This window comes from Pedobacter ginsenosidimutans (assembly GCF_001442625.1).
GTDB classification, from domain to species: domain Bacteria; phylum Bacteroidota; class Bacteroidia; order Sphingobacteriales; family Sphingobacteriaceae; genus Pedobacter; species Pedobacter ginsenosidimutans.
In genome coordinates, this window is sequence record NZ_LMZQ01000033.1 from 1 (window position 1) to 20,151 (window position 20,151).

Genomic DNA, 20,151 nt, shown 5'->3' on the forward strand with positions numbered 1-20,151 from the left:
GCACCAATGTTTCTGCATAACTCGCACGGGGAAGATCAGTTGAGGCTTCAGTAAAATCCTGAGGTTGGGTTAATATGACCACCCCGCCAAAGCGCCTTAAAAGCTCAAAATAAAAATACGCCCGGAGATAAAGTTGCTCACCTTTAATATAATTAGGATTGTATAGATCTGTCCATGGGGTTTTATCCATGTTGGTCAGCATCAGGTTTGCATTTCGGATTCCTCTGTACATTTGTGCATAAATACCTGTCACATCAGAGGCCCCGGGATCTAAAAACTGACCGCTATTCATCGCTGCTACCTCTATCTGACCGTTATTAACAATAGATTCATCTGTAAATTGTGAGGTCATGCCCTTATAACCGCTCAGGCGGCCATAATCTGAAATGGAAAACGTATAGGTAAAATCGCCGAAACGGGAAGCTAATAGCGGATCTTTAAAAACCTCTTCGAGGTCGCTCTGGATTCCCACATCGCGTTGTAGAAAATCCTTTTTGCAGGAAAAACCAATTGACAAGACAACTAAAAGCAAGAGATATATGATTTTTTTCATGTTATACCTTTAATTAGAGTGATAAATTAAGACCAAAATTGAAGACCTTGGTGGTTGGAATGGTGGCGACTGATGAAGCATAAGCATTTCCCGACAAGCTATTTTCAGGGTCTATACCATAGAAATTAGTCCATGTTTTTAAATTCTGCCCGCTAACAAATACCGTAAGGCTATTTAACCGAAGTTTCGTTATCCATTTTTTAGGTAAACTGTAACTGAGTTGCACGTTTCGCAGTTTGATATAGGAAGCATCCTGCAAGGTAAAATCGTTCAAACTTTCGTTAGGGTTTGCATTCAGGCCCGGACGGATTACCGGCCAGCTGGCGTTGGTATTGCCAGGCGTCCATCTTTCCAGCATCGGTGCATAATACTGGTTAAGGCCACCGCTTTGGAACACCACGTTAGAACTCACATTGGTTACCGCATTAAACAATGCCGACAACTGAAATCCCTTATAGCCGAACTGCATATTTAAGCTGGCATTGTATTCAGGAATGTTTGGATGTCCAATGGCCACTACGTCCTGGTTATTGATTATTCCATCTTCGTTTACATCCTGATATTTAAAATCGCCCGGTATAGAAGGATAGGCTGTAATTTTATTTAGCGGACTGCTGTCAATGTCTTTTTGGTCTGCATAAAAGCCAAGCACATGGTACCCGAAATAAGTACCAATGGGCTTGCCAGATACCCGCAGATTTTCTGCAAGACCGGGCGCCTCGTCTAATACCCTACGCTCATTACGCGCATAACTCAGGTTTCCGGTGAAGGAATAGGTAAAATCTTTAATCTTATCCCGATAAGTTACCGAAAGTTCATACCCATGGTTATAATTGATACCGTAATTGGTACTTGGAACCGTGGCTCCATAGGTGGCAAAACTTGTTGCCGATCGGGTAGTTAAAATATCCGAACGCTCATCATCAAAAAGGTCTGCCGTGATGTTCAGCTTATCTTTAAATAAAGAGAGATCGAGCCCTATGTTTCTTTTTAACGAGATCTCAAAGGTGATAAATGGATTACCATATTGCAATTGGGTATAGGTTGGCGCACTGAAGTTGCTGTTTGGGTTTCCAAATACGACGTTTGCCCCCGCCCCAAACCTATTCTGATAATAGAACCGGCTTGTACCCGGACTGGGAATCCCTACCCTTCCAATCGAACCACGTACTTTGAGCATGCTGATCCAGGTAAATTTTTTCATCCAATCTTCATTGGCCAAATTATAACCTAAAGTTGCCGCAGGAAAGAAACCATAGCGATAGCCTTTGGCATAGTTCTCCGAGCCGTTGTAGGTGGCGCTGGCAGTTAAAAAGTATTTATTGCCGTAGTTATAGGTGGCCTCCGAAATAATGCCTTGATTGGCATATGGGGCAGCTGCCGCTGCTGAGCCCTGCAGCTCGCGCTGACCGATTAAATTAGCACTCACATTATGTTTGCCGAATGATCTGCCATAAGTTAAAAACAGCTGTAAGTTCGTTTTGGTAAAACCACTTCTTGAATAAGCTGGTGCGCCAAAAAAATCATTGTAAGTTCCACCAACCGGTGTAAGCGCTAGTGTTGATCTGTTTAGTTCGAGGTATCCTGTACTGCCTCTTTGCAACTTTCCTGATAATTGTGTGGCATCGTAACCGAACTGGGCTTTTAAGCTCAGGCCTTTTGTTATAAAATCAAGTTTTTGGCGTACCGTAAAAATCGATTCTGCAATATTGTTATCGGTAAAAGCATACCCTCCATAAGTTAACAAAGCGTAAGGATTGAAAGCATTTACACCTCCCAGCCCATAATTTACGATGTGGTTATAGTTTCCATCCAAGGCAATTACTTTCGGATCGTCTGAGTTGATGTATTCTTTAAAAAATGGGGCTGCCCACGATGGCATTTTCAAGGCCCTGCCTACAAGCCCTTCTATACCATTGCTCACCACACCTGCAGGATCGTTGTATTCGCTCATACCTGCCGGACTGTAGCGGTGCTCGTTTCTGCCTGCAAGGTTAACTTCAAAATTTGTAGTTTTGGTAAGATCTATGCCAACCCTGGCCCTGAAGTTATAACGGCTATAGCTTGGGGAGGTAGAATAATCTAAAGGTGTTTTAAATTCCTTAAAATTTCCATCTTCGCGCAGGTGGCTAAAAGAGGTAAAATATTTTACTTTTTCACTACCGCCTGATATGGTCAGGTTCTGTTGGTTCTGCATCCAATGGTCTTTAACCAGTTCATCGTACCACATTACATTTGGGTAAAGTAATGGATTACCGTTTCCTGCCTTAAATGTGGCTAAATCTTCATCGGTAAAAGTACGGGGCTCACCAACATTAAGCTGGCCTTCGGTTAGCAACATCGCGCTTTCGTAGGCGCCCAGAATCTCAGGACGGGATGTAGCACTAACAATGCCCACGTTACCCGAAAGGGTTACCCTTGCCGGCCCCTCTACTCCCCTTTTCGTGGTGATTACAAATACGCCGTTAGCGCCTTTTAAACCATATAAAGCCGTAGATGATGCATCTTTAAGTACGTTAATACTTTCAATTTCGTTTGGATCGATATCGCCGAAAGAAGTCCGCTCAACACCATCCACAATAATAAGTGCTGTTGCTGAAGGAGAAACCTGTCCGCGGATATACAAAGCTGCACCATTAATTCCCGGCCGGCCCGAGGTTTGCTGTACGACCAAACCAGGTACCCGCCCAGCCAAAGCGTTATTAACATTGGTTACTGGTGCTTTTAATAAATCGGCACCTGAAACGGTACTGATGGCAGCGGTAACGGCTGATCTTCTTTGTGTAGAATAACCATTTACCACCACTTCATTAAGCGAACTACTTGAAGGTGTTAAAGTTATACTAATTACACTTGCAGCACCTACAGTTACTTCCTTGCTTTCAAAACCAATGGTAGAAAAAACAAGTACCTGACCACGGTTAACATTGATTTTATATTTTCCATCCAGATCGGTTTGAACGCCGATGTTAGTTCCTTTTATTTTGATTGTTGCACCCGGAATCGGTTGGTTTTTCTCATCCTTAACTATTCCGGTTATTTCCTGAAACAATCGATTGGGAGATGTAATAACAGCGCTGGTGGTTATTCTAATTGGCTCGGCAGCAAGTGTATGTGCCTGACACCAAACTGCAATAACCACGAAAAACCAGCTTTTGGGCCTGAGGTTTATTTTTTTTATCATCTATTTGATATATGGTTAGAATTATTTTTTTTCGAAAAGGATGAGCTTTCTTTATCTGATTTTAAAGTTGCAGGCTCATTTTTATTTACATTTATGCTTCAGGCAAAATCAATGTCGAATTAATATGGTTACGCTTTTATCACGCATAATTCACCTTCAGGATACCATATAAGCATCCTCATGATCCAAAAAAAGGTTCGGGTTTATTAGCTGAATTTTAAGAAAAGAGATATGAAAGCATTACAATAGCAATTATTTGATTTTGCCGTTTGGTTTAAACCTTATGCCGTGAAATATCAGTTAAATACCTATGCCATTCTATTTTACTGACTTGTAGTTTAGACTTTGTGTTTTCCTCATTGGCAATAGCCGGGATGGTTGAGAAATGGATTATCATACTTAGTTGGGTTTATTATTTGGTTAACACAAATCTATATTACTTACCCTTTACAGAGGGTTCACTTTTGTACGGAAATGGTTTGGTTTTGTACAGTTTGAGCATTATTTCGATTAAATTTGCCCTCACACTGATGTTGAGGGCAAAAAATGCGGAAATCATTTTAATCTGCGGATATCATATCCTTATTGTCCATCCTGCACTTTCCTCACTACTTTGCTTGCCACTTTTTTCAGGTAAGCTGCAAAGTCATCAGATACCCCCTGGGGCTTGAAAGCGCTATTTTTCAAATCATCATTAAACAATATGCTATACCAGATTAATCCGCCTAAATATTTGCCGGCATCATTGGCGTGATTAGGATCGAAACTTAATTGATCCTTGTTCCAGAAGTACCCAATATTTAGCGAATTGGTCTGATCTGGCAAATTTGGCGCAACTGGATGATCATAATCAAATGAAAGACCGGGCTTGAAAGCATATTTTTTATCGGTAGCCACCATTTCGAAAGCATCACCAACTGGTAAAATACGGGCATCGATCCGTTTTGCAAGGAGATGATAAGCTGCACGGGATTTTTGCCACATTTCTTCCTGATTCTTAGCAGTTTGGCCTTCACTTATACGCCCAAACTTCTTTGCATCAGAACGGTAAGCCCAGGTTTGATGGATGACTATACGCGCCTGAGGTTGCAATGCTTTCACATAGGCAACCAGTTTCTTGGCATAGGGATAATAGCTCGAGGAATCGCCCGAGAGAAAAGAATATTGTTGTATGGTCACAATATCCCAATTCCCTTGCCCCAATAACATTTTTAAAGATTTACCATTATAAGGTTTGCCCTTGGGATCGTCTACATTGGCCTCTGCTTTTTCTACATAACCCCAATGCTGTTCGAGTGAGTGCCCGCCGAGTTCGGCATGCCCGATAATGAGGGTTTTCCCCCTTTCTTTAGCCATTTGTGGCAAAAAGGCCGAAGCGTTTTGTGAAAAACTATTTCCTATGATAAATACGCGTAAGGTATCCTGCCGGTTCTGAGCAAAAAGATCGGTAACCAGGCAGATCAACAGCAGAAAAAAAGCTGTAGATTTAGTTAAAGGAGATCGCTGTATTTTGATGTTAATCTTCATTCTTGTTAATTTTTATGAGCCTTCTCCTGCGATTTTAAATATTGATACAATTGAGTTCCTGCTAACAAAAACGCACCCACACCGTAAACCTCGGTACTGTTTGCATTTACGGCATCCGGACTTGCGCCAATAGGTTGCACATAACCCAGCATGCCATCATCATGAACAGCAGATACCAAAGCTTTCCATGATTTTTCTACCACAGGAAGATATTGCTTCTTTTCCAGGAGTCCATGGTTTAAGCCCCAGGCAATTGCATAGCTAAAGAAACCTGTACCGCTCATCTCCTTAACCGGGAAACTCGCAGGATCCAATAATGACGCATGCCAGCTACCATCTGGCTGCTGTAAGCTGGCAACTTTACCCACCATATCTTGGTAGAGTTGTACTAATTTAGCCCTGTCGGGATGGTTTTTCGGCGTATTTTCCAGCACCCTTACCAAACCAGCCAAAACCCATCCATTACCCCTTGACCAAAATATTTTCTGACCATTCTTTTCTCTTTTGTTAAAGAAACTTTCATCTCTAAAAAACAGCTTCTCTGTTGGGTCGTAGAGGAATTCAGTGGTCTTCCACCACAGTTTTACCGCTGTATTTAAGTACTTTTCATCTTTGGTAGCGGTGCTCAGATAAGCTAAAGAAGGTGGCCCCATAAAAAGGGCATCGCACCAGGCCCACTCTCTGTTTTGGATGCTATTTTTCCAGTTTAAAGGTTCGTCATGTGGTTTATTTACAATGCTGTCTGCCTGCAAAATAAACGGTGCAATCATCTTTTTCTTTTTAAATTTACTGTAAAGTTGAGCATAGGTCTGCCCCACACAATAATCGTCTGCATGAAAGCGCAAATGTCCGGTATTCCAACCCAGCTCATCGCCAATATCTACCAGCGTTTTAAGATAATGATCATTACCTTGAATGTTGCCAAAAGCGAAAATACCAGTATAACAGGCCCCATTTGTCCAGTCGGCTTTTCTATGGTTAAAACCTTTATTTTTCCAGGTATCCAATTGCCAGTCTGCCACCCGCTGCATCATTTTAAAAATGTTTGTCTTTTGCAGAACCGAATCTCTTTTTGCATGCGTTGGCTCAGAAAAAGCGCTGTATCCACAATAGCAGGTAAGTATTAATATTAAAAGCAGATGTCTAAAATTCATATATTTCATATTTTTAGTTTTTTATTTTATTATTTTGATAAACCCTTACATAATCTACTTCGAACCTGGCCGGAAAGGACGTTTTTGAAGGATCTCCGCCCTGTTTTCCACCTATTGCTAAATCGAGCAACATATAATGTGGTTGTTTGAAAGGATTAATATTGGTACCATTTTGGTTCACTAACTTATCTAAAGGCACCTTGTTTAAGAGCTGGTTATCTACATAAAGTGCAATGCTGTTCTCGTCCCAGTCCATTCGCCAAATGTGAAATTGATCTGCCCAGGCTTGGCCGCCCAGGGAATCGATATTTTTTTCCGTGCTAAACCAGGCATCTTTTCGATCGGCTCCCATAAAGGCAATATTGGCGAGCAATTTTTTCCGGTAATATTCCATCATATCAATTTCGCCGGTTGCAGGCCACGATCCTTTTATTCCCAATGTCCACCAGGCTGGCCAAATGCCATCGCGGATATCAATTTTACCGCGCATCACAAACCTACCATAAAGCCAACTGTGCAGTCCTTGTGTTTTGATACTGGCCGAAGTATAATCGGCTTCTTTGCGGTTTTTCTTCCAATCGTTGCTTCCTTCCTTAAAATTAGGATTTGTCTTTTTTTCTCTTTTTGCCTCGAGGATTAAATTTCCGTTTTCACACCTGGCATTTTCGCGTTGATACCATTGAAGTTCTTCATTGCGTTCAAATCCAAGCTCGTAGGTCCAGTTAGCCGGATCTGGTGCGCCATTGCCATTAAATTCTTCGGCCCATACCAGTTTGAAACCATCGGCAGTGAGTGCTGGCGGCATAGGCTGTTTTTGCTGTTGTGCTACTACAGATAAGCCGGCGAAGAATATACAGGCCATTAAGAAGGGTTTTAATAAGTGTTTTTTCATGGGGGGGGATTTATTGGTATCCGTTTAAGCGTAAAGGCATCAGTGTTGGAAATGTCCAGGCATAATCGTGTTTCGGATACATGATGGGGCGATATGGCGCCAGGTATTTCTCATATTCCGCGTCGGAATAAATGCCGTTCATGGCTTCCAGAAGATTGGCCGGCCAGAAACCCGTTTCTGTATACACCGCTCCCGTAGCAGGATTTTTAAAGAATTTCCATTCTTCAGGATGCTGGTTATAGTAATGCAAATAATCAAGCGATTTCTTAAATGACGCACCGTTTTTTGTTGCGGCAAAAAGATTTTCACCGGTTTGGTTATAGATTACCCAACTCGAAGCAGTTAGCGGAGCCAGCGAAAAATAGGTATACCAGATTCCTTTACCCTGTCTTTTTACTTCTTCAACCATGTGACCATCGGGCGCAAGCTTATCGAAAAGATCATTTTTTATTAGCGCAATATTTTTTTGCAGATCTTCCTGATCATCGAGGTAGGTATCAGCCAGTATGGAAGCCAGCCGGGACCAGTCGCCTGAGTTATTGTTGCGGAAACGAATGCTATTTGCCGCTTCCCGGAAAACGTTTTTGGTCCATAATTTAAATTGCGCAACATCTTTCGGCTTCCATTTCTTATAATCTTTAAGCAGGTCTGCACTGATCATTAGGGTGGTGCCAGAGTACGACATTACCAGCGAACCATCTAATTGTGAATATTTTTTGTTAATAGATGCCCATGCATTGAGAAAATAAACCGCTTTATCGGCATATTTGGTCTTACCGCTCAGTTGATAGGCCAGAGCACAACTATAAGCCGAGAAACCATCTACCTGAAGTGCCAGTGAGGTTTTCCGGTGGCCATCCTTGTCCTGGTAAAATCCGGGGATGCTGAAATCTGTTACTGCATGCTGTTCTACCAGCAAGGCAGAATCTGCTTTGCTGATCAGCGCTTTATAAGCTGATGTATAAGGCTCTTTTTTGGCTTTGAGCTGCCTTTTAACAAAATCAATCTGTTGTTGTGGGTGCATGCCCTTAAGTTGGTTTTGCGCAAGTGCCTGCTGTCTTTGCAGCGTACTTAAAAGGCATGTTGTGATAAAAATGAAAAGAAAAAACTTTAAATGGTTCATGGTATTTTATTTGGTTAAAATGGGATGCTGAAATCATGCAACTGCTCCCTTTATGTATGATATTAAATTTTTTTGCTATGCCGAATATGACAGCTTATATGCCCATCGCCCATCATGGTTACATCGTATTGCTTTCAGTACTGTAGCGCTTTTTATATTCAGACGGACTGGTTTCGAATTGTTTTTTAAAACAAACACTAAAATATTTTGCGTTGTTAAACCCGGTTTGATAAGCAACTTCTGCCACGGTTAAATCTGCATGTTCGAGCAGGTAGGCACTTCTTTTCAATCTGATGTTTAAAATAAATTCTTTGATAGACATGCCAACAATATCATTGATCTTTTGATAAAGAATTGTTCTTCCGGTGTTCATATCCGATACAAAATCGTCGACCGAATAATTGGGATTGGCCATATTCTGCTCAATAAATTTCATGGCCTTAATCAGCAGTTCCTCATCCATTGAGGTAATGGTAACATTAGCTGGGTCGACCACCAGGCGCTTGCTATACATTTCGCGCATTTCTTGCTGGTTTTTCAAAATGGTATCAATCTGCTGAATGAGGTATTCCACTTCAAAAGGTTTATCGATAAAAACCGTGGCCCCATGTTCAAGCGCTTTGGTTTTGTTCTGGTGTACATCGCCCATACCAGATATCATTACAATTGGAATATGGCTGGTTTTAAAATTCTGCCGCAAATGGCTGCAAACCTCAAACCCATTGGTATTAGGCATTACCAGATCAGTAATAATGAGTTGTGGATAGATTTTTTCGGCCTTAATAATACCTTCCATTCCATCGCTGGCCATGTATACATTGTATTTTTCAGACAGTCGCCGTTCCAGATAATTCCGAAGATCAGGATCATCATCAATCAGTAAGATACTGGTGGCTTTTCTGGCATTTTTCAGCGTATGATCGGGTTCTTCAGCTTCTAACAGGATATCGTCTATCTCTGAGATGGTATAATCGTATACGCTTGACTGTATATCGCCGGAGCCAGTTTCTTTTTTGAGTGGGAGCATCATGGTAAAAGAAACTTTATTGGTTTTATTCACCATCCAGATTTTCCCTTCAATGGCATCCACAAGCTCCTTAACAATGGCAAGGCCTAGCCCTGAACTTTCTTCAAAAGTTGGCCGGTAAGACGACAAGCGGTTAAAAGAGGTAAACAAGGTAGCAATCTGCGCTTCGGAAAACCCAATACTGGTGTTCAATACCTCCACAGAAATATATTCCCGGTCCTGATGATCTGGCATAACATCCACACGCAGTTTTTCCTCCATTGTAGATTGATAAATACGTACACCAACATAACCTTTGTTCGAGGTATATTTTAAAGCGTTGGAGAAAAGATTGGTCAAAATCTTCTCAATAATATCATAATCAAAGGCAACATATAAATGATCTTCATGTGCCGTTATGTTGGTTTCAATCTCCTTTTTATTCGCATAAAGTTCAAAAAGGCCAAAAACGTCGTGTACGAAGCTGATAAAATCTCCAACCTGAGGATTTAACGTTATTTTCTGGCTTTCGATTTCCCTGAAGCGCAACAATTGGCTGATTGTACGTTGGATACGGGCAACATTTTTCTCAATTAACTGCATATTACCATTGGCATGGTCGTTTTTCTGCACCGTTTCTTTTAATTGTTTAAGGGGTTCGAGTACCAGGGTAAGGGGTGTCTTCAGATCATGTGAAATGTTAGTGAAAAAATCTGTCCTCGCCTGGTTTAAATCCCGCATATTCTGTTCTTTCATCGCTTCTAAAGCCAGCCGTTCCTTAAAAACCTTTTTATTGGTAAAGTAACGCATAATGAAAAACAGGAGCCCCAGTACAATTAAAGTATAGATGGAGTAAGCCCACCATGACAGGAAAAACGGCGGATTTACATGAAAATAAAGTTTCGAAACCTCGCTGCCCCAAAGCCCATCATTATTAGAGGCCTTTATTTCAAAAGTATAATCGCCACTAGGCAAATTAAAAAACTGTACAGCGTGCTGACTGGTATTGATCTTGAGCCACTTATCGCTAAGGCCGACCATGCGATAAGAAAATTGATTTTTATCGGCCGATAGATAGCTGTTTGAGGAAAACCGGATTTCGATGTTTGACTGATTACTGGAGAGTGAAATCCTGCCGTTCTCCTGATTGCTTAAAGTAGAAATATCTTTTACCAATGGTGAATCTTTGGAAATGTTGCTTACCTGTTGGTTGTTGATGAGCAAGCCAGTAAAAAATACCTTTGGCTTTTGCAGGTTTTTGTTCAGGTATTGCGGATCAAAGAGTAAAAAGCCATTTGTTCCTCCAAACAACATCTCTCCGTTTTTAGTTTTATAGGCCGATCTTAGATAAAAAGAGCCGCAACTATTTGCCTTATAAAACCTGGCTTTTTCAAATTTTTGGTTTTTTTGATCGAAAAAATACAGTCCTTCATTGGTGCTGAACCAAATATTTCCAGAAGCATCATCTTCAAGAATACCGAAAACAATCTTTGGAGGGAAACCGTTTGCACCATTGAAATTAAGGTATCGGCCATCTCTTTTTAAAATGTTAACTCCTCTTCCGGAAGTGCCGAGCCAAAGATCGCCATTTGAAGCTTCATAATAACTACAGAGGTGATTAACCGCATACGGGCCATTTTTGATGACATAATGCCGCAGCACTTTTAGGGTTTGGGGATCTGCAATATACAAACCCTGATGGCTAACTACCCGTAAATGCTGTTGCTGATCAAGCGAAATGGCCTCAATTTCTACATCCAGAGGTTGACCATTTAAAGCAATAAGTTTCACAATTTCAGTTGCTGACGCTGGCTGGTTTTTTTTCCGGTGAAAGAAGGTTTTATCAGGATCTGTCATCCACCAGGTACCTTCGGCATCGCGTACAAAATCATATACCGTTAAGGGCAGTTTGCTTTCTGGCGAGCGTATGTTCAGGTTGCTAAAGCGCCCGGTAGCCATTTCATAGGCAGAAATGCCACCATTAAAAGAAGATATGAACAGGTGTTTTCGCTCAGGATCAAATTTTAAGCGCTTTACCATGTTGGAACTGATGGAGTTGGCTTCGCCTTTGGTGAAATGGCGGAAAGTATCTTCTTTTCTGTTCCAATAGTTAAGCCCGCCACCCTCGGTTGCAATCCAAACATTGCCCAGATCGTCTTCCTGAAAACCGCTTACTACCGGATGATTAAGTCCCCCAGGGCTCGGTGTAAAATAGCGCACGTATGCATCGTAGAGTGAACAATAAGCAATTTTACCACCATAAGTTCCGATCCAGGCACCCTGATCTGGATCGCCGTAAATGGTCCAGATCGAATTATTTGGCAGGGAAAAAGCATCGTTCAGGTTCATTTTGAGCAGTTTGCTTGTTTCTGTTCTCGGATCGTAAAACAAGAGTCCCGACTGTGTAGCTATCCACATCATTCCAACCTGATCGATGAAAATCTTTTTAGCCATAGTTGCCTGGTTCCCTCCGGCCACTATTGGAATATTTTTTTTAACTGTTCCCTTCGCATCGGTAATGAATATACCACCGCGTTGTGTAAGGAAATAGTAATCGCCCTGATAGGCCACTGCATCGTTAACTACATAAGAGGTTTTGCCCAAATCGGCAAAAATGTTAAAGCGCGATGTTTTGGTATCAAACCTATATAGTAAATTTTCCTGCGAGAGATAAATATTACCCTTCAAACTAATTACGCTATTGAAATATTTGCTGGTAGGCAGTTTAATTTTTTTGACAGCCTTGTTTTGCTGGTTATACTTTAACAGGCTATCGCCCGAAAGCATATAGACACTACCATCATCATGCAGACAGATTGAGCGGATTTTCCCTGGAAGAATTAAATCAAAATTAAACTGCTCGTAATTAAATCTTAACAGGCCATGGTTGGTTGCCAAAAACAATCCGCCCTTTTTATCGGTTACAAGCGAGCCATAAGCCCACTTTACCTTTGGATTACTCAATGAGGCCAGTTCGTTTAACTGATAAAAACTGTTCCCATCATACATAAAAACAGCATCAGGGCCGGTATACCAGATTCGCCCCAGACTGTCCTTAGTGATGCTTTGAATGCCTCCGTAATAGAATGTTTCGGGCATCACGTGAAAACGATATCTGGAAATATCAATCGCAAATGCACTTTTTAGAAGAAATGCACTGAAACAAAATAGCAAACAAATGATTTTCCGGATATCCATAAGGTAAGGAGAAGCAGGTAAAGTATTGGATTTTGAAATTACCACTAAAATTTTTATCTATAAATTTATTTCGATTTCTATTCTCTTTTATATTGACGATGTTACACGCTGCAGAGGTAAATCACTTATAAAACGGTGTGCAATAATTTCTAATCCTGGCAGTACACCTGCCTCATTTTCATATTTCTGCACCATTAAAATGCGCTGTTGTTCTGAAAAAGCAAGGACGTTTTCAACCACCGTTTTGAATGGCTGCGCATTGGCCAGATTGCCAAAGAGTAGTCCTGTAAAAAGAAGTATTAAAATATACCTACTCATAAATGTCTAATTAATGTTTTTGTAATAATCTGCGATGATATACCAGGCTTTTTTGCGGAATCCCTGGTCTGAAACAAGGCCCTTTCTATTCCAGCCATCCTGGTAAGTGGGGTGGAAACGGAAAGGTGATCGGAAATCGAATAATACCCAGGGAGAAATTCCTCGCAGGTTTGGAATATGTTTAAACATCTCCAGGTTGTCTTTATACAGCTGAGCCTGATAATCTTCGCTCCATGAACTTGCTGTATCGGCGTCTCCTGTTTTTCCATACAAGGCTTCTGCGCCAAATTCGGAGATAATTAAAGGCTGATTTCTGGCTACATCCCAAATGGCCTTATCAGGTGTAACCGGCCAGGGATGATACCAACCCATATATTTATTAATGGCCACCACATCTAATTCCTTAATGAAAGGGTCGTCCATAACAAAACATTGCCTGTTGCGATCAAACTTCACCAAATCGAATGCGGCTGTGATTAATCGGGTACTATCAATCTCCTTCGTACATTTGATCAGGTATTTCAAGAATTCATTTCTAGCTTTTGAGGGCTGTGTTTCATTTGCCATACCCCAAAATGAGAGCGCACACCGGTTTTTATCCCGCATCACCATTTCCTTTATCATGGTTCCAGCCTTTTTTCTGGTTTCCTGATTTTCAAAATCAATTCCCTGCCAGATTGGTGTTTCTTCCCACAGCAAAAATCCCATTTTTTCGGCCGCACGCACCGTATATTCATTTTGCGGATAATGCGCCAAACGGATCATGTTACAGCCCAATGCTTTCGCTTCAGACAAAAGCATCACGGCATCGGCCTCAGAAAAAGCTCGGCCTTTTCGCTGTGGAATCTCTTCGTGAAAACTGATGGATTTTAAAAAAACCGGCTTATCATTGAGGTAAATCCCGGTTCCTTTTACAGCGAGGTTTCTAAAACCGATCATTTCATTTATCATATCTTCGGCAGTAGATATGCGTACATTATAAAGCTTTGGTGATTCAGGCGACCAGCGCTGCAGCTGTTTTACATTACTGATTGAAGCTCTGGCTATTCCCCGTTGATCTGTAACCAGCTTTTGTTTTATTTTCAACTCAGGGAGTTCGACAGTTACCGCTACATTTACCTGGCTACCAGCAATTTTAACCACAGCATTGATTTGATTGTTGCGATGTTTATCCAGCTGAATAAAATAATCATGAATATAAACTTTGGGCGTTGATACCAACATCACATCGCGCGTGATGCCTCCATAATTCCACCAATCGAACGATTTTGCAGGAATGGCATCAGTTGTCCGGGTATTATTTACCTCCAGGACTAAAAAGTTATCTGTTTTCTTGACCAAGTCCGTTACCTCAACCTGAAAAGGCGTAAAACCACCTTCATGCTCAGCAATTTCTTTTCCATTGAGGTATACCTTGCAGCGATAACTTACTGCTGCGAAATAGATAAATAAGCGGCCGATATGGTCTTTGGGTACATCAAAATGTTTTGCATACCAAACGGTACCTTCATAGTATTTCAGTTCCGGCAACTGGCTGTTCCAATCAGATGGTACATTTAGCTTTAAGCCAGCATCAAAGGAATATTCATAAAAATCTGTTTTACCTACAGGTTTTTTGTTCAGGTAAATTTTGTTCTTCCTCCCCTGATCGTATTGATCTATAATGGCATCCCATTTCCCATTAAGAGATTGCGTTTTTCTTCCATGTACATTAACCAGAATCTCTTGTGCAAAAGTGTTCGACAGCAAGCAACACAGCAGTATCAGTAAAGAAAAAATGGTTTTGGTTAGCTTCATAAAATTATTGGTTTACTTTTTAATGATTTTCATTGCGAAGCCACCACCCTGTGCCATGGTAATGGATAGTTTGCGATTGACAGGAATACTGATCCGGTCTTTTCTGTAATCGGATGCGATTTTATTGGCGTTTACACCATCCTGATAAATTTCTGCAACATAATCTCCTGTACCGAGGAAGCCGAGATCCAGTTCCAGCTTGCGGGTATCCCAGTTGGTTAACGATCCCAAATACCAGGTATCGCCCTTTTTGCGTGCGGTAGTAATATACTGTCCAATCTCGCCGTTAAGCACAATTGTGTTGTCCCATACTGTAGGGATCGCGCTGATGAAATCAGTACATTCCTGCTCCCTTTCATAATTATCGGGGCGATCACAAAGCATATTCAAAGGCGATTCGAATACCACATATTCGGCCAGCTGCCTACAGCGGGTTCCCTGGCTCATCGGTTCATCATTTATTCCCCTGTGGCTACGTTTGGTTGCATTGCGCATGGCTCCCTGGGTATAATCAACGGGTCCTGCAACCATCCTGATAAAGGGCATGGTAACATCATAGGTAACCATATCCATTTCAGGCCCTGTCCATTTCATTTGCTCAAGGCCGTTAACCGCTTCGTAATTGATTACATTAGGAAAAGTACGGTTCAGGCCTGTTGGTTTATAGGTTCCGTGAAAATCAACAAGCAGTTTATATTTAGCAGCTATCTCTGCCGCACGGTAATGAAAATCGACCATTTCCTGGTCATCACGATCCATAAAATCGATCTTGAAACCTTTTATCCCCAGTTGCGAATAATGTTTACACACCTTTTCCAGGTCTCGCTCAAAAGCGTAGTATCCAGCCCAAAGAATCAGGTCTACATTTTTAGATTTCCCATAGGCAACAAGCTCCTTCAGGTTAATTTCGGGTACGACCTCGAATAAACTAGCTTTCAGATTTACCGCCCAGCCTTCGTCGAGAATAACATATTCAATTCCGTTTTTTGATGCAAAATCGATATAAGCTTTATAGGTTTGATTATTTACCCCTGTAACAAAGTCCACTTTGCTTAATCCCCAGTTGTTCCACCATTCCCAGGCAACTTTTCCTGGTTTTATCCATGAAACATCTTTTAACCTGCTTGGTTCAGCCAATTTATAAACCATATCATTGTCGGCCAATGCTTTATCAGTTGTGGTTACAATGGCAATACGCCAGGGAAATTTTGTTTGGGCCTTGCTTTTAGCCAGAAAAGGCTGGCGGGAGGTTACCATCTGTTGCAGCTGGTTATGTCCGCCTTGCTTTGTATACTTCGGATAAGCTGCAAAATTTGCTTCTAGCGCTGTCTTGCCATCGGGATTATAGAGATACATACCAGGATAGCTTTGCAGATCTGCTTCCGCTAAACATACTTTCTTCCCACCATCAAGTTCTACCACCATCGGCGAGAAAGCAAGTTTATTGCTGTTCATTTCACTTAGAAGACTGTAGTCATATGTGTTTTCAAATGAGTTGAAATATTGTCCTTCGAGCGTCTTCTCCTTAGTTTTCACATATGGAATGTAGGCTTTGTAATCTTTAGGAAATTGGAACGATGCCAGCTCTTCATTTACAATGAAGTCCTTTTTTCCGCTGGATACAAAACGATAGGCCATTCCCTCGTTATAAACACGGAAAATCAGTTTGAAATCTTGTTTAAAATCAAGTGTTAATTCAGAATATTCGTCATTTATCTGGCTTCTTTTGTAAAAGTGCGCGTCAATTTTTTCTTTAACAAGCGTGGTTTTGGCCTGCTTCAATTGGGATTTTATCCCAAAGGCGTTTCCATTACCCAATTTCATAGCGATGGCGTCAGCACTTAGTATCAATTTACCATCGTGAAGCAGCTGATAGCCAATACTATCAGTAAGGAGGACAGCCACCTGCAACCGCCCATCGGGCGAACTAACACCAAGCCTCTTCTGGGCGATTACGGGGATAGTTAGGAACATTAAAAGGAATAGGTGTAATATTTTTTGTTTCATCAGTTATACCTGTTATTTAATTATTGATTTCTACTGACCGGGCAATGGTTTAATGATGCTTAAATTTCCTTCAGTCAGGATTCCGGTATTTCTATGCTGTTTGAGGTATTGGAGAATTTCCAACAGTATGCGAAAATGTTCGCCTATCGATCTCATAATAATTTCTAGCTATTGTATTTGGTGACTCCAAAACTAGCTACTATTCCCTACTGGAAGGGTTCGGTTTTGTACGGAAATGGTTCAGTTTTGTACAGAAACCATGATTATCCGCAGGCCACAATTAATTTGGGATATAGAACCGTAATGATGATATTACAAAGTTGCAGATAGCAGTATTGCCAAACTTGTATTGGATCACTATTGTGTCTTCATCCGGCTTAAACCTAAATGATATAGCAAAAAAAGGCACCAACATACAATACTGGTACCTTTAGAAAACGTTTTAAGTTGTTTACTGTTTATAGTATTTGTTTACGAGATTATCCAAATATCCTTTTTTTACTGCTGCCTGCGCAACATACCTGAATATGGGTTCTGCAATTTTCTGGACCCCAGGCATTCTTGAATTGCTCAGAGAAACGAAAACAGCCAGATCCTTAAATTTCCGGGGTGTCCCTGCTACACTTGCCAATCCATCATTCGAAAGTCCTTTTAATATGAAAAGCGCTTTTTCAAAATTTTCATTGCCCGGATTAATAGTTACTTTAATGATACACTCCTCTTCAGAAACATTGTGGTAATAGTGTTTTTCATTGGGCTTAATGGTGGCTACCTCTCCCTGTCTTAACTGTAATACGGCTTTCCCTTTACCTACTTCTAAGCTACCTTTTATGATTTCAAATGTTTCGGAAAACAGGGTATGATAATGCCAGGGCGTTTTTTCGCCCGGAAGGATGTTCAGCTCCATTACACTTGCATTGCAGGTTTCCACAGTGCTGATCAGCTTAATAAATCCGCTTGTGCTCGCTACTTTTGTTCTGGGTTTCTTAAACAATAGGATGGCACCAAATATAGCGCAAACTATCATTGCAGCTATATGCGGTATTGCCGCCGCTATAGTATTGTAATCTTTGCTCAGTACAATAAGCATATCTGCAATAGGAATAATTGTGCCTGCCAGAAGTGTTATACCTAGCGCTTTTGTTTGCCCGGTTAGAACGAGGAAACAGATTACAATACCCGAAAACAGGTCACGGATACCCTTGATGTAATGGAAAGAATAGTCTCCCTGTTCGTTAAAGTGTAAGCCATATCCAGCTTCGGCTATTTCTGGAGAAAGAAGAAATCTGGCTCCTAAAAAAATCATTCCTAACCCGGTTAGAAAAGTGATTGTGATTGCAATTTTTTGTATCATGATTTTTGATTTAAATGATGATACAAAATTCTTCAATCTACCCTTCCGGTTCATGCACCTGGGTTAACTAATCACTTTTGATTAAAAATTCTTTTACGGATACGGCTCAGTGACTGAGGCTTTACACCCACATACGATGCGATGTGGTATTGAGAAATCCTTTGCTGTAAGTCTGGATGTTTTTTAATGAATTCCTCATACCGAAGTTCTGGTGTACCGGTATACAATGAACTAAGCCCTTTTAATGTTTTAATAAAAACCGCTTCTATAACAATCCTGCCGAACCGCTCTCCCTGTCTTACTGATCTGTAAAATAGCTGGAGGTCTTCATAAGAGATCTGGAAAATTTCGGAATCTTCTAGTGCCTGGATATTTTTTACTGAAGGTGCTTTAGGCAAAAAGCTCTCATAATTACCAATGAATTCATTTTCCTTTGCAAATTCATACGTTTTATCCTCTCCGTCGTGGTTGATATAATAGCGCATCACTCCTTTCACCAGAAAGCCAATGTGTTTTGAGACCTGACCTTCAGCCAAAAAGAAATCACCTTTTTTTAATGATTTTGGTTTAAAGAGTTTTTGTATGCTATATGTTTCCTCCGAATCTAAATCAATAATAGATTGTATAAATAAAATTAATTCTTCCATATAAATGGTATTTGTTGAAATTTACCATGCTTTAATATACCTGTATCAGCTCACTATTGAATTTTAAGGCTTTTAGCAGGCTTCAATAAAAACAATTTAAACACCCGGCCCTGATGTAAAATAAGGCTGCAAAACTATTCCGCTACAAGTTTAAGTCCAATCAGGGATATCACCAACATACTCAGGAAAAAGAGACGCCAGAAAGTAGCTGGCTCTTTAAACACAAGTATGCCAACCACTACTGTACCTACAGCGCCAATACCTGTCCAAACAGCATAGGCAGTTCCAATAGGCATAGTCTGTGTAACTTTCATTAATAAAAGCATACTAAGAGACATGGTTATAAAAAAACCAAGGTACCATAAATAAACAGCGCTTCCGGTCGCTTCTCTTGCCTTACCGAGACATGATGCAAAAGCGACTTCACATAGGCCGGCTATTGCTAATAAAATCCAATTCATAGTTAAATTATTTGCCTGTTAAGGTATTAATAACAAATTTACTGTCTGCCTTATCCTTTTACCAGGTCATCGATATACTGCTGTAGCGTAATTTTTCCCTTTACAGCGTTCTTCGGCACCTTGATATCATTAGCTGCTATTTCGGTCATAGCCGCGTAAGACACAGCGGCCTCATCAGAAAATCCCATTGATTTAAAAGCATCTGTCCATTTCTGCTTCGGAATTACCTTTACACTTATCTTTTTGCCCAGTGCACTTGAAAATCCGTCTGCCACATCCTGTGGTGAATAGCGTTCCGGGCCAACTATGGCGTTCAACTCCGGTCCGTTCTTGGCTGTCATAAACTTTGCCGCCAATTCCCCGATGTCGTGAGGCGCAACCATCGGTATCTTAAGCGCTTTTGGAAAGAACGATATAAGTTCGCCGGTTTCTTTTATGATCGGTAACGATGACGCCCAGTTGCTCATGTAATAAGCGGATCTGATGATCTGATAAGGGTATCCAAGGGCCCCTATCCCTTGCTCCAGCGCATATAATGTATTGAGATCACCAATCCTGCTGCCAGGCTGTGCCCCTAGTGTCGAGGCAACAACTATCTTTTCTGCCTGCGTTCCTTTTAAGGCCTCCACTAAGGAAGTGACCGTTTTTCTTTCCTGAAGGTCAGTGTCCGTCAACGGGTCAGCAGGTGGATTCAATACAAAAATGTTTTTTCCTTTCTTAAAGATCCCGTTCAAACCTTCGGTGTCATAAATATCTGCAACTGCAAATTTTGCTCCTTTAGCTTGCCAATCAGCTGCAGACTTCGAGCTTCGAGAAATAATGGTTACCGCCTCGCCGCTTTTAAGCAAGGCATTAGCTAAGGCAGATCCGATCTGCCCTGTTCCTCCAGATATGATATTCATAATGCTATAGGTTAAATTCGTAATAGAT

Annotated in this window: 14 protein-coding genes; all 14 read right to left on the reverse strand. The window is 41.0% G+C overall.

Annotated elements, in window-relative coordinates:
- Window positions 1-553: RagB/SusD family nutrient uptake outer membrane protein (locus ASU31_RS22880; protein WP_209435044.1), on the reverse strand; the 553-nt coding region annotated here is incomplete at its 3' end.
- A gap of 13 nt (window positions 554-566) precedes the next feature.
- The gene (locus tag ASU31_RS22885) at window positions 567-3,737 is read right to left on the reverse strand and encodes a SusC/RagA family TonB-linked outer membrane protein (protein WP_057934578.1); all 3,171 of its coding nucleotides are present in this window, start codon (window positions 3,735-3,737) and stop codon (window positions 567-569) included.
- 582 nt (window positions 3,738-4,319) lie between these two features.
- Window positions 4,320-5,264, reverse strand: a complete 945-nt coding sequence (locus tag ASU31_RS22890; RefSeq protein WP_057934579.1) for a DUF4886 domain-containing protein — start codon at window positions 5,262-5,264, stop codon at window positions 4,320-4,322.
- A 5-nt stretch (window positions 5,265-5,269) separates the two neighbouring features.
- Window positions 5,270-6,418, reverse strand: a complete 1,149-nt coding sequence (locus ASU31_RS22895; protein WP_083505498.1) for a glycoside hydrolase family 88/105 protein — start codon at window positions 6,416-6,418, stop codon at window positions 5,270-5,272.
- Window positions 6,419-6,431: 13 nt separating this feature from the next.
- Entirely contained in the window at window positions 6,432-7,310 is an 879-nt protein-coding gene (locus ASU31_RS22900) for a glycoside hydrolase family 16 protein (protein ID WP_057934580.1), read from the reverse strand.
- A gap of 10 nt (window positions 7,311-7,320) precedes the next feature.
- A complete protein-coding gene (locus ASU31_RS22905; RefSeq protein WP_209435046.1) occupies window positions 7,321-8,433 on the reverse strand; it encodes an alginate lyase family protein in 1,113 nt (370 codons plus the stop codon).
- A gap of 118 nt (window positions 8,434-8,551) precedes the next feature.
- On the reverse strand, window positions 8,552-12,538 hold the full coding sequence (locus ASU31_RS22910; RefSeq protein ID WP_083505496.1) for a hybrid sensor histidine kinase/response regulator transcription factor: 3,987 nt from the start codon (window positions 12,536-12,538) through the stop codon (window positions 8,552-8,554).
- Window positions 12,539-12,724: 186 nt separating this feature from the next.
- Window positions 12,725-12,955, reverse strand: a complete 231-nt coding sequence (locus ASU31_RS22915; protein ID WP_057934582.1) for a hypothetical protein — start codon at window positions 12,953-12,955, stop codon at window positions 12,725-12,727.
- A 6-nt stretch (window positions 12,956-12,961) separates the two neighbouring features.
- Window positions 12,962-14,752, reverse strand: coding sequence for a glycoside hydrolase family 2 protein (locus ASU31_RS22920; RefSeq protein ID WP_057934583.1), 1,791 nt, complete (start codon window positions 14,750-14,752; stop codon window positions 12,962-12,964).
- A gap of 12 nt (window positions 14,753-14,764) precedes the next feature.
- Complete coding sequence (locus tag ASU31_RS22925; protein ID WP_057934584.1) at window positions 14,765-16,759, reverse strand: retaining alpha-galactosidase; 1,995 nt, start codon at window positions 16,757-16,759, stop codon at window positions 14,765-14,767.
- Between the two features lie 451 nt (window positions 16,760-17,210).
- Entirely contained in the window at window positions 17,211-18,065 is an 855-nt protein-coding gene (locus ASU31_RS27300) for a DUF4267 domain-containing protein (RefSeq protein ID WP_245224590.1), read from the reverse strand.
- 119 nt (window positions 18,066-18,184) lie between these two features.
- A complete protein-coding gene (locus ASU31_RS22935) occupies window positions 18,185-18,760 on the reverse strand; it encodes a Crp/Fnr family transcriptional regulator (RefSeq protein WP_057934585.1) in 576 nt (191 codons plus the stop codon).
- Between the two features lie 134 nt (window positions 18,761-18,894).
- Window positions 18,895-19,221, reverse strand: a complete 327-nt coding sequence (locus ASU31_RS22940) for a DMT family transporter (protein ID WP_057934586.1) — start codon at window positions 19,219-19,221, stop codon at window positions 18,895-18,897.
- Window positions 19,222-19,271: 50 nt separating this feature from the next.
- On the reverse strand, window positions 19,272-20,123 hold the full coding sequence (locus ASU31_RS22945; RefSeq protein WP_057934587.1) for an NmrA family NAD(P)-binding protein: 852 nt from the start codon (window positions 20,121-20,123) through the stop codon (window positions 19,272-19,274).
- Window positions 20,124-20,151: the final 28 nt, after the last annotated feature.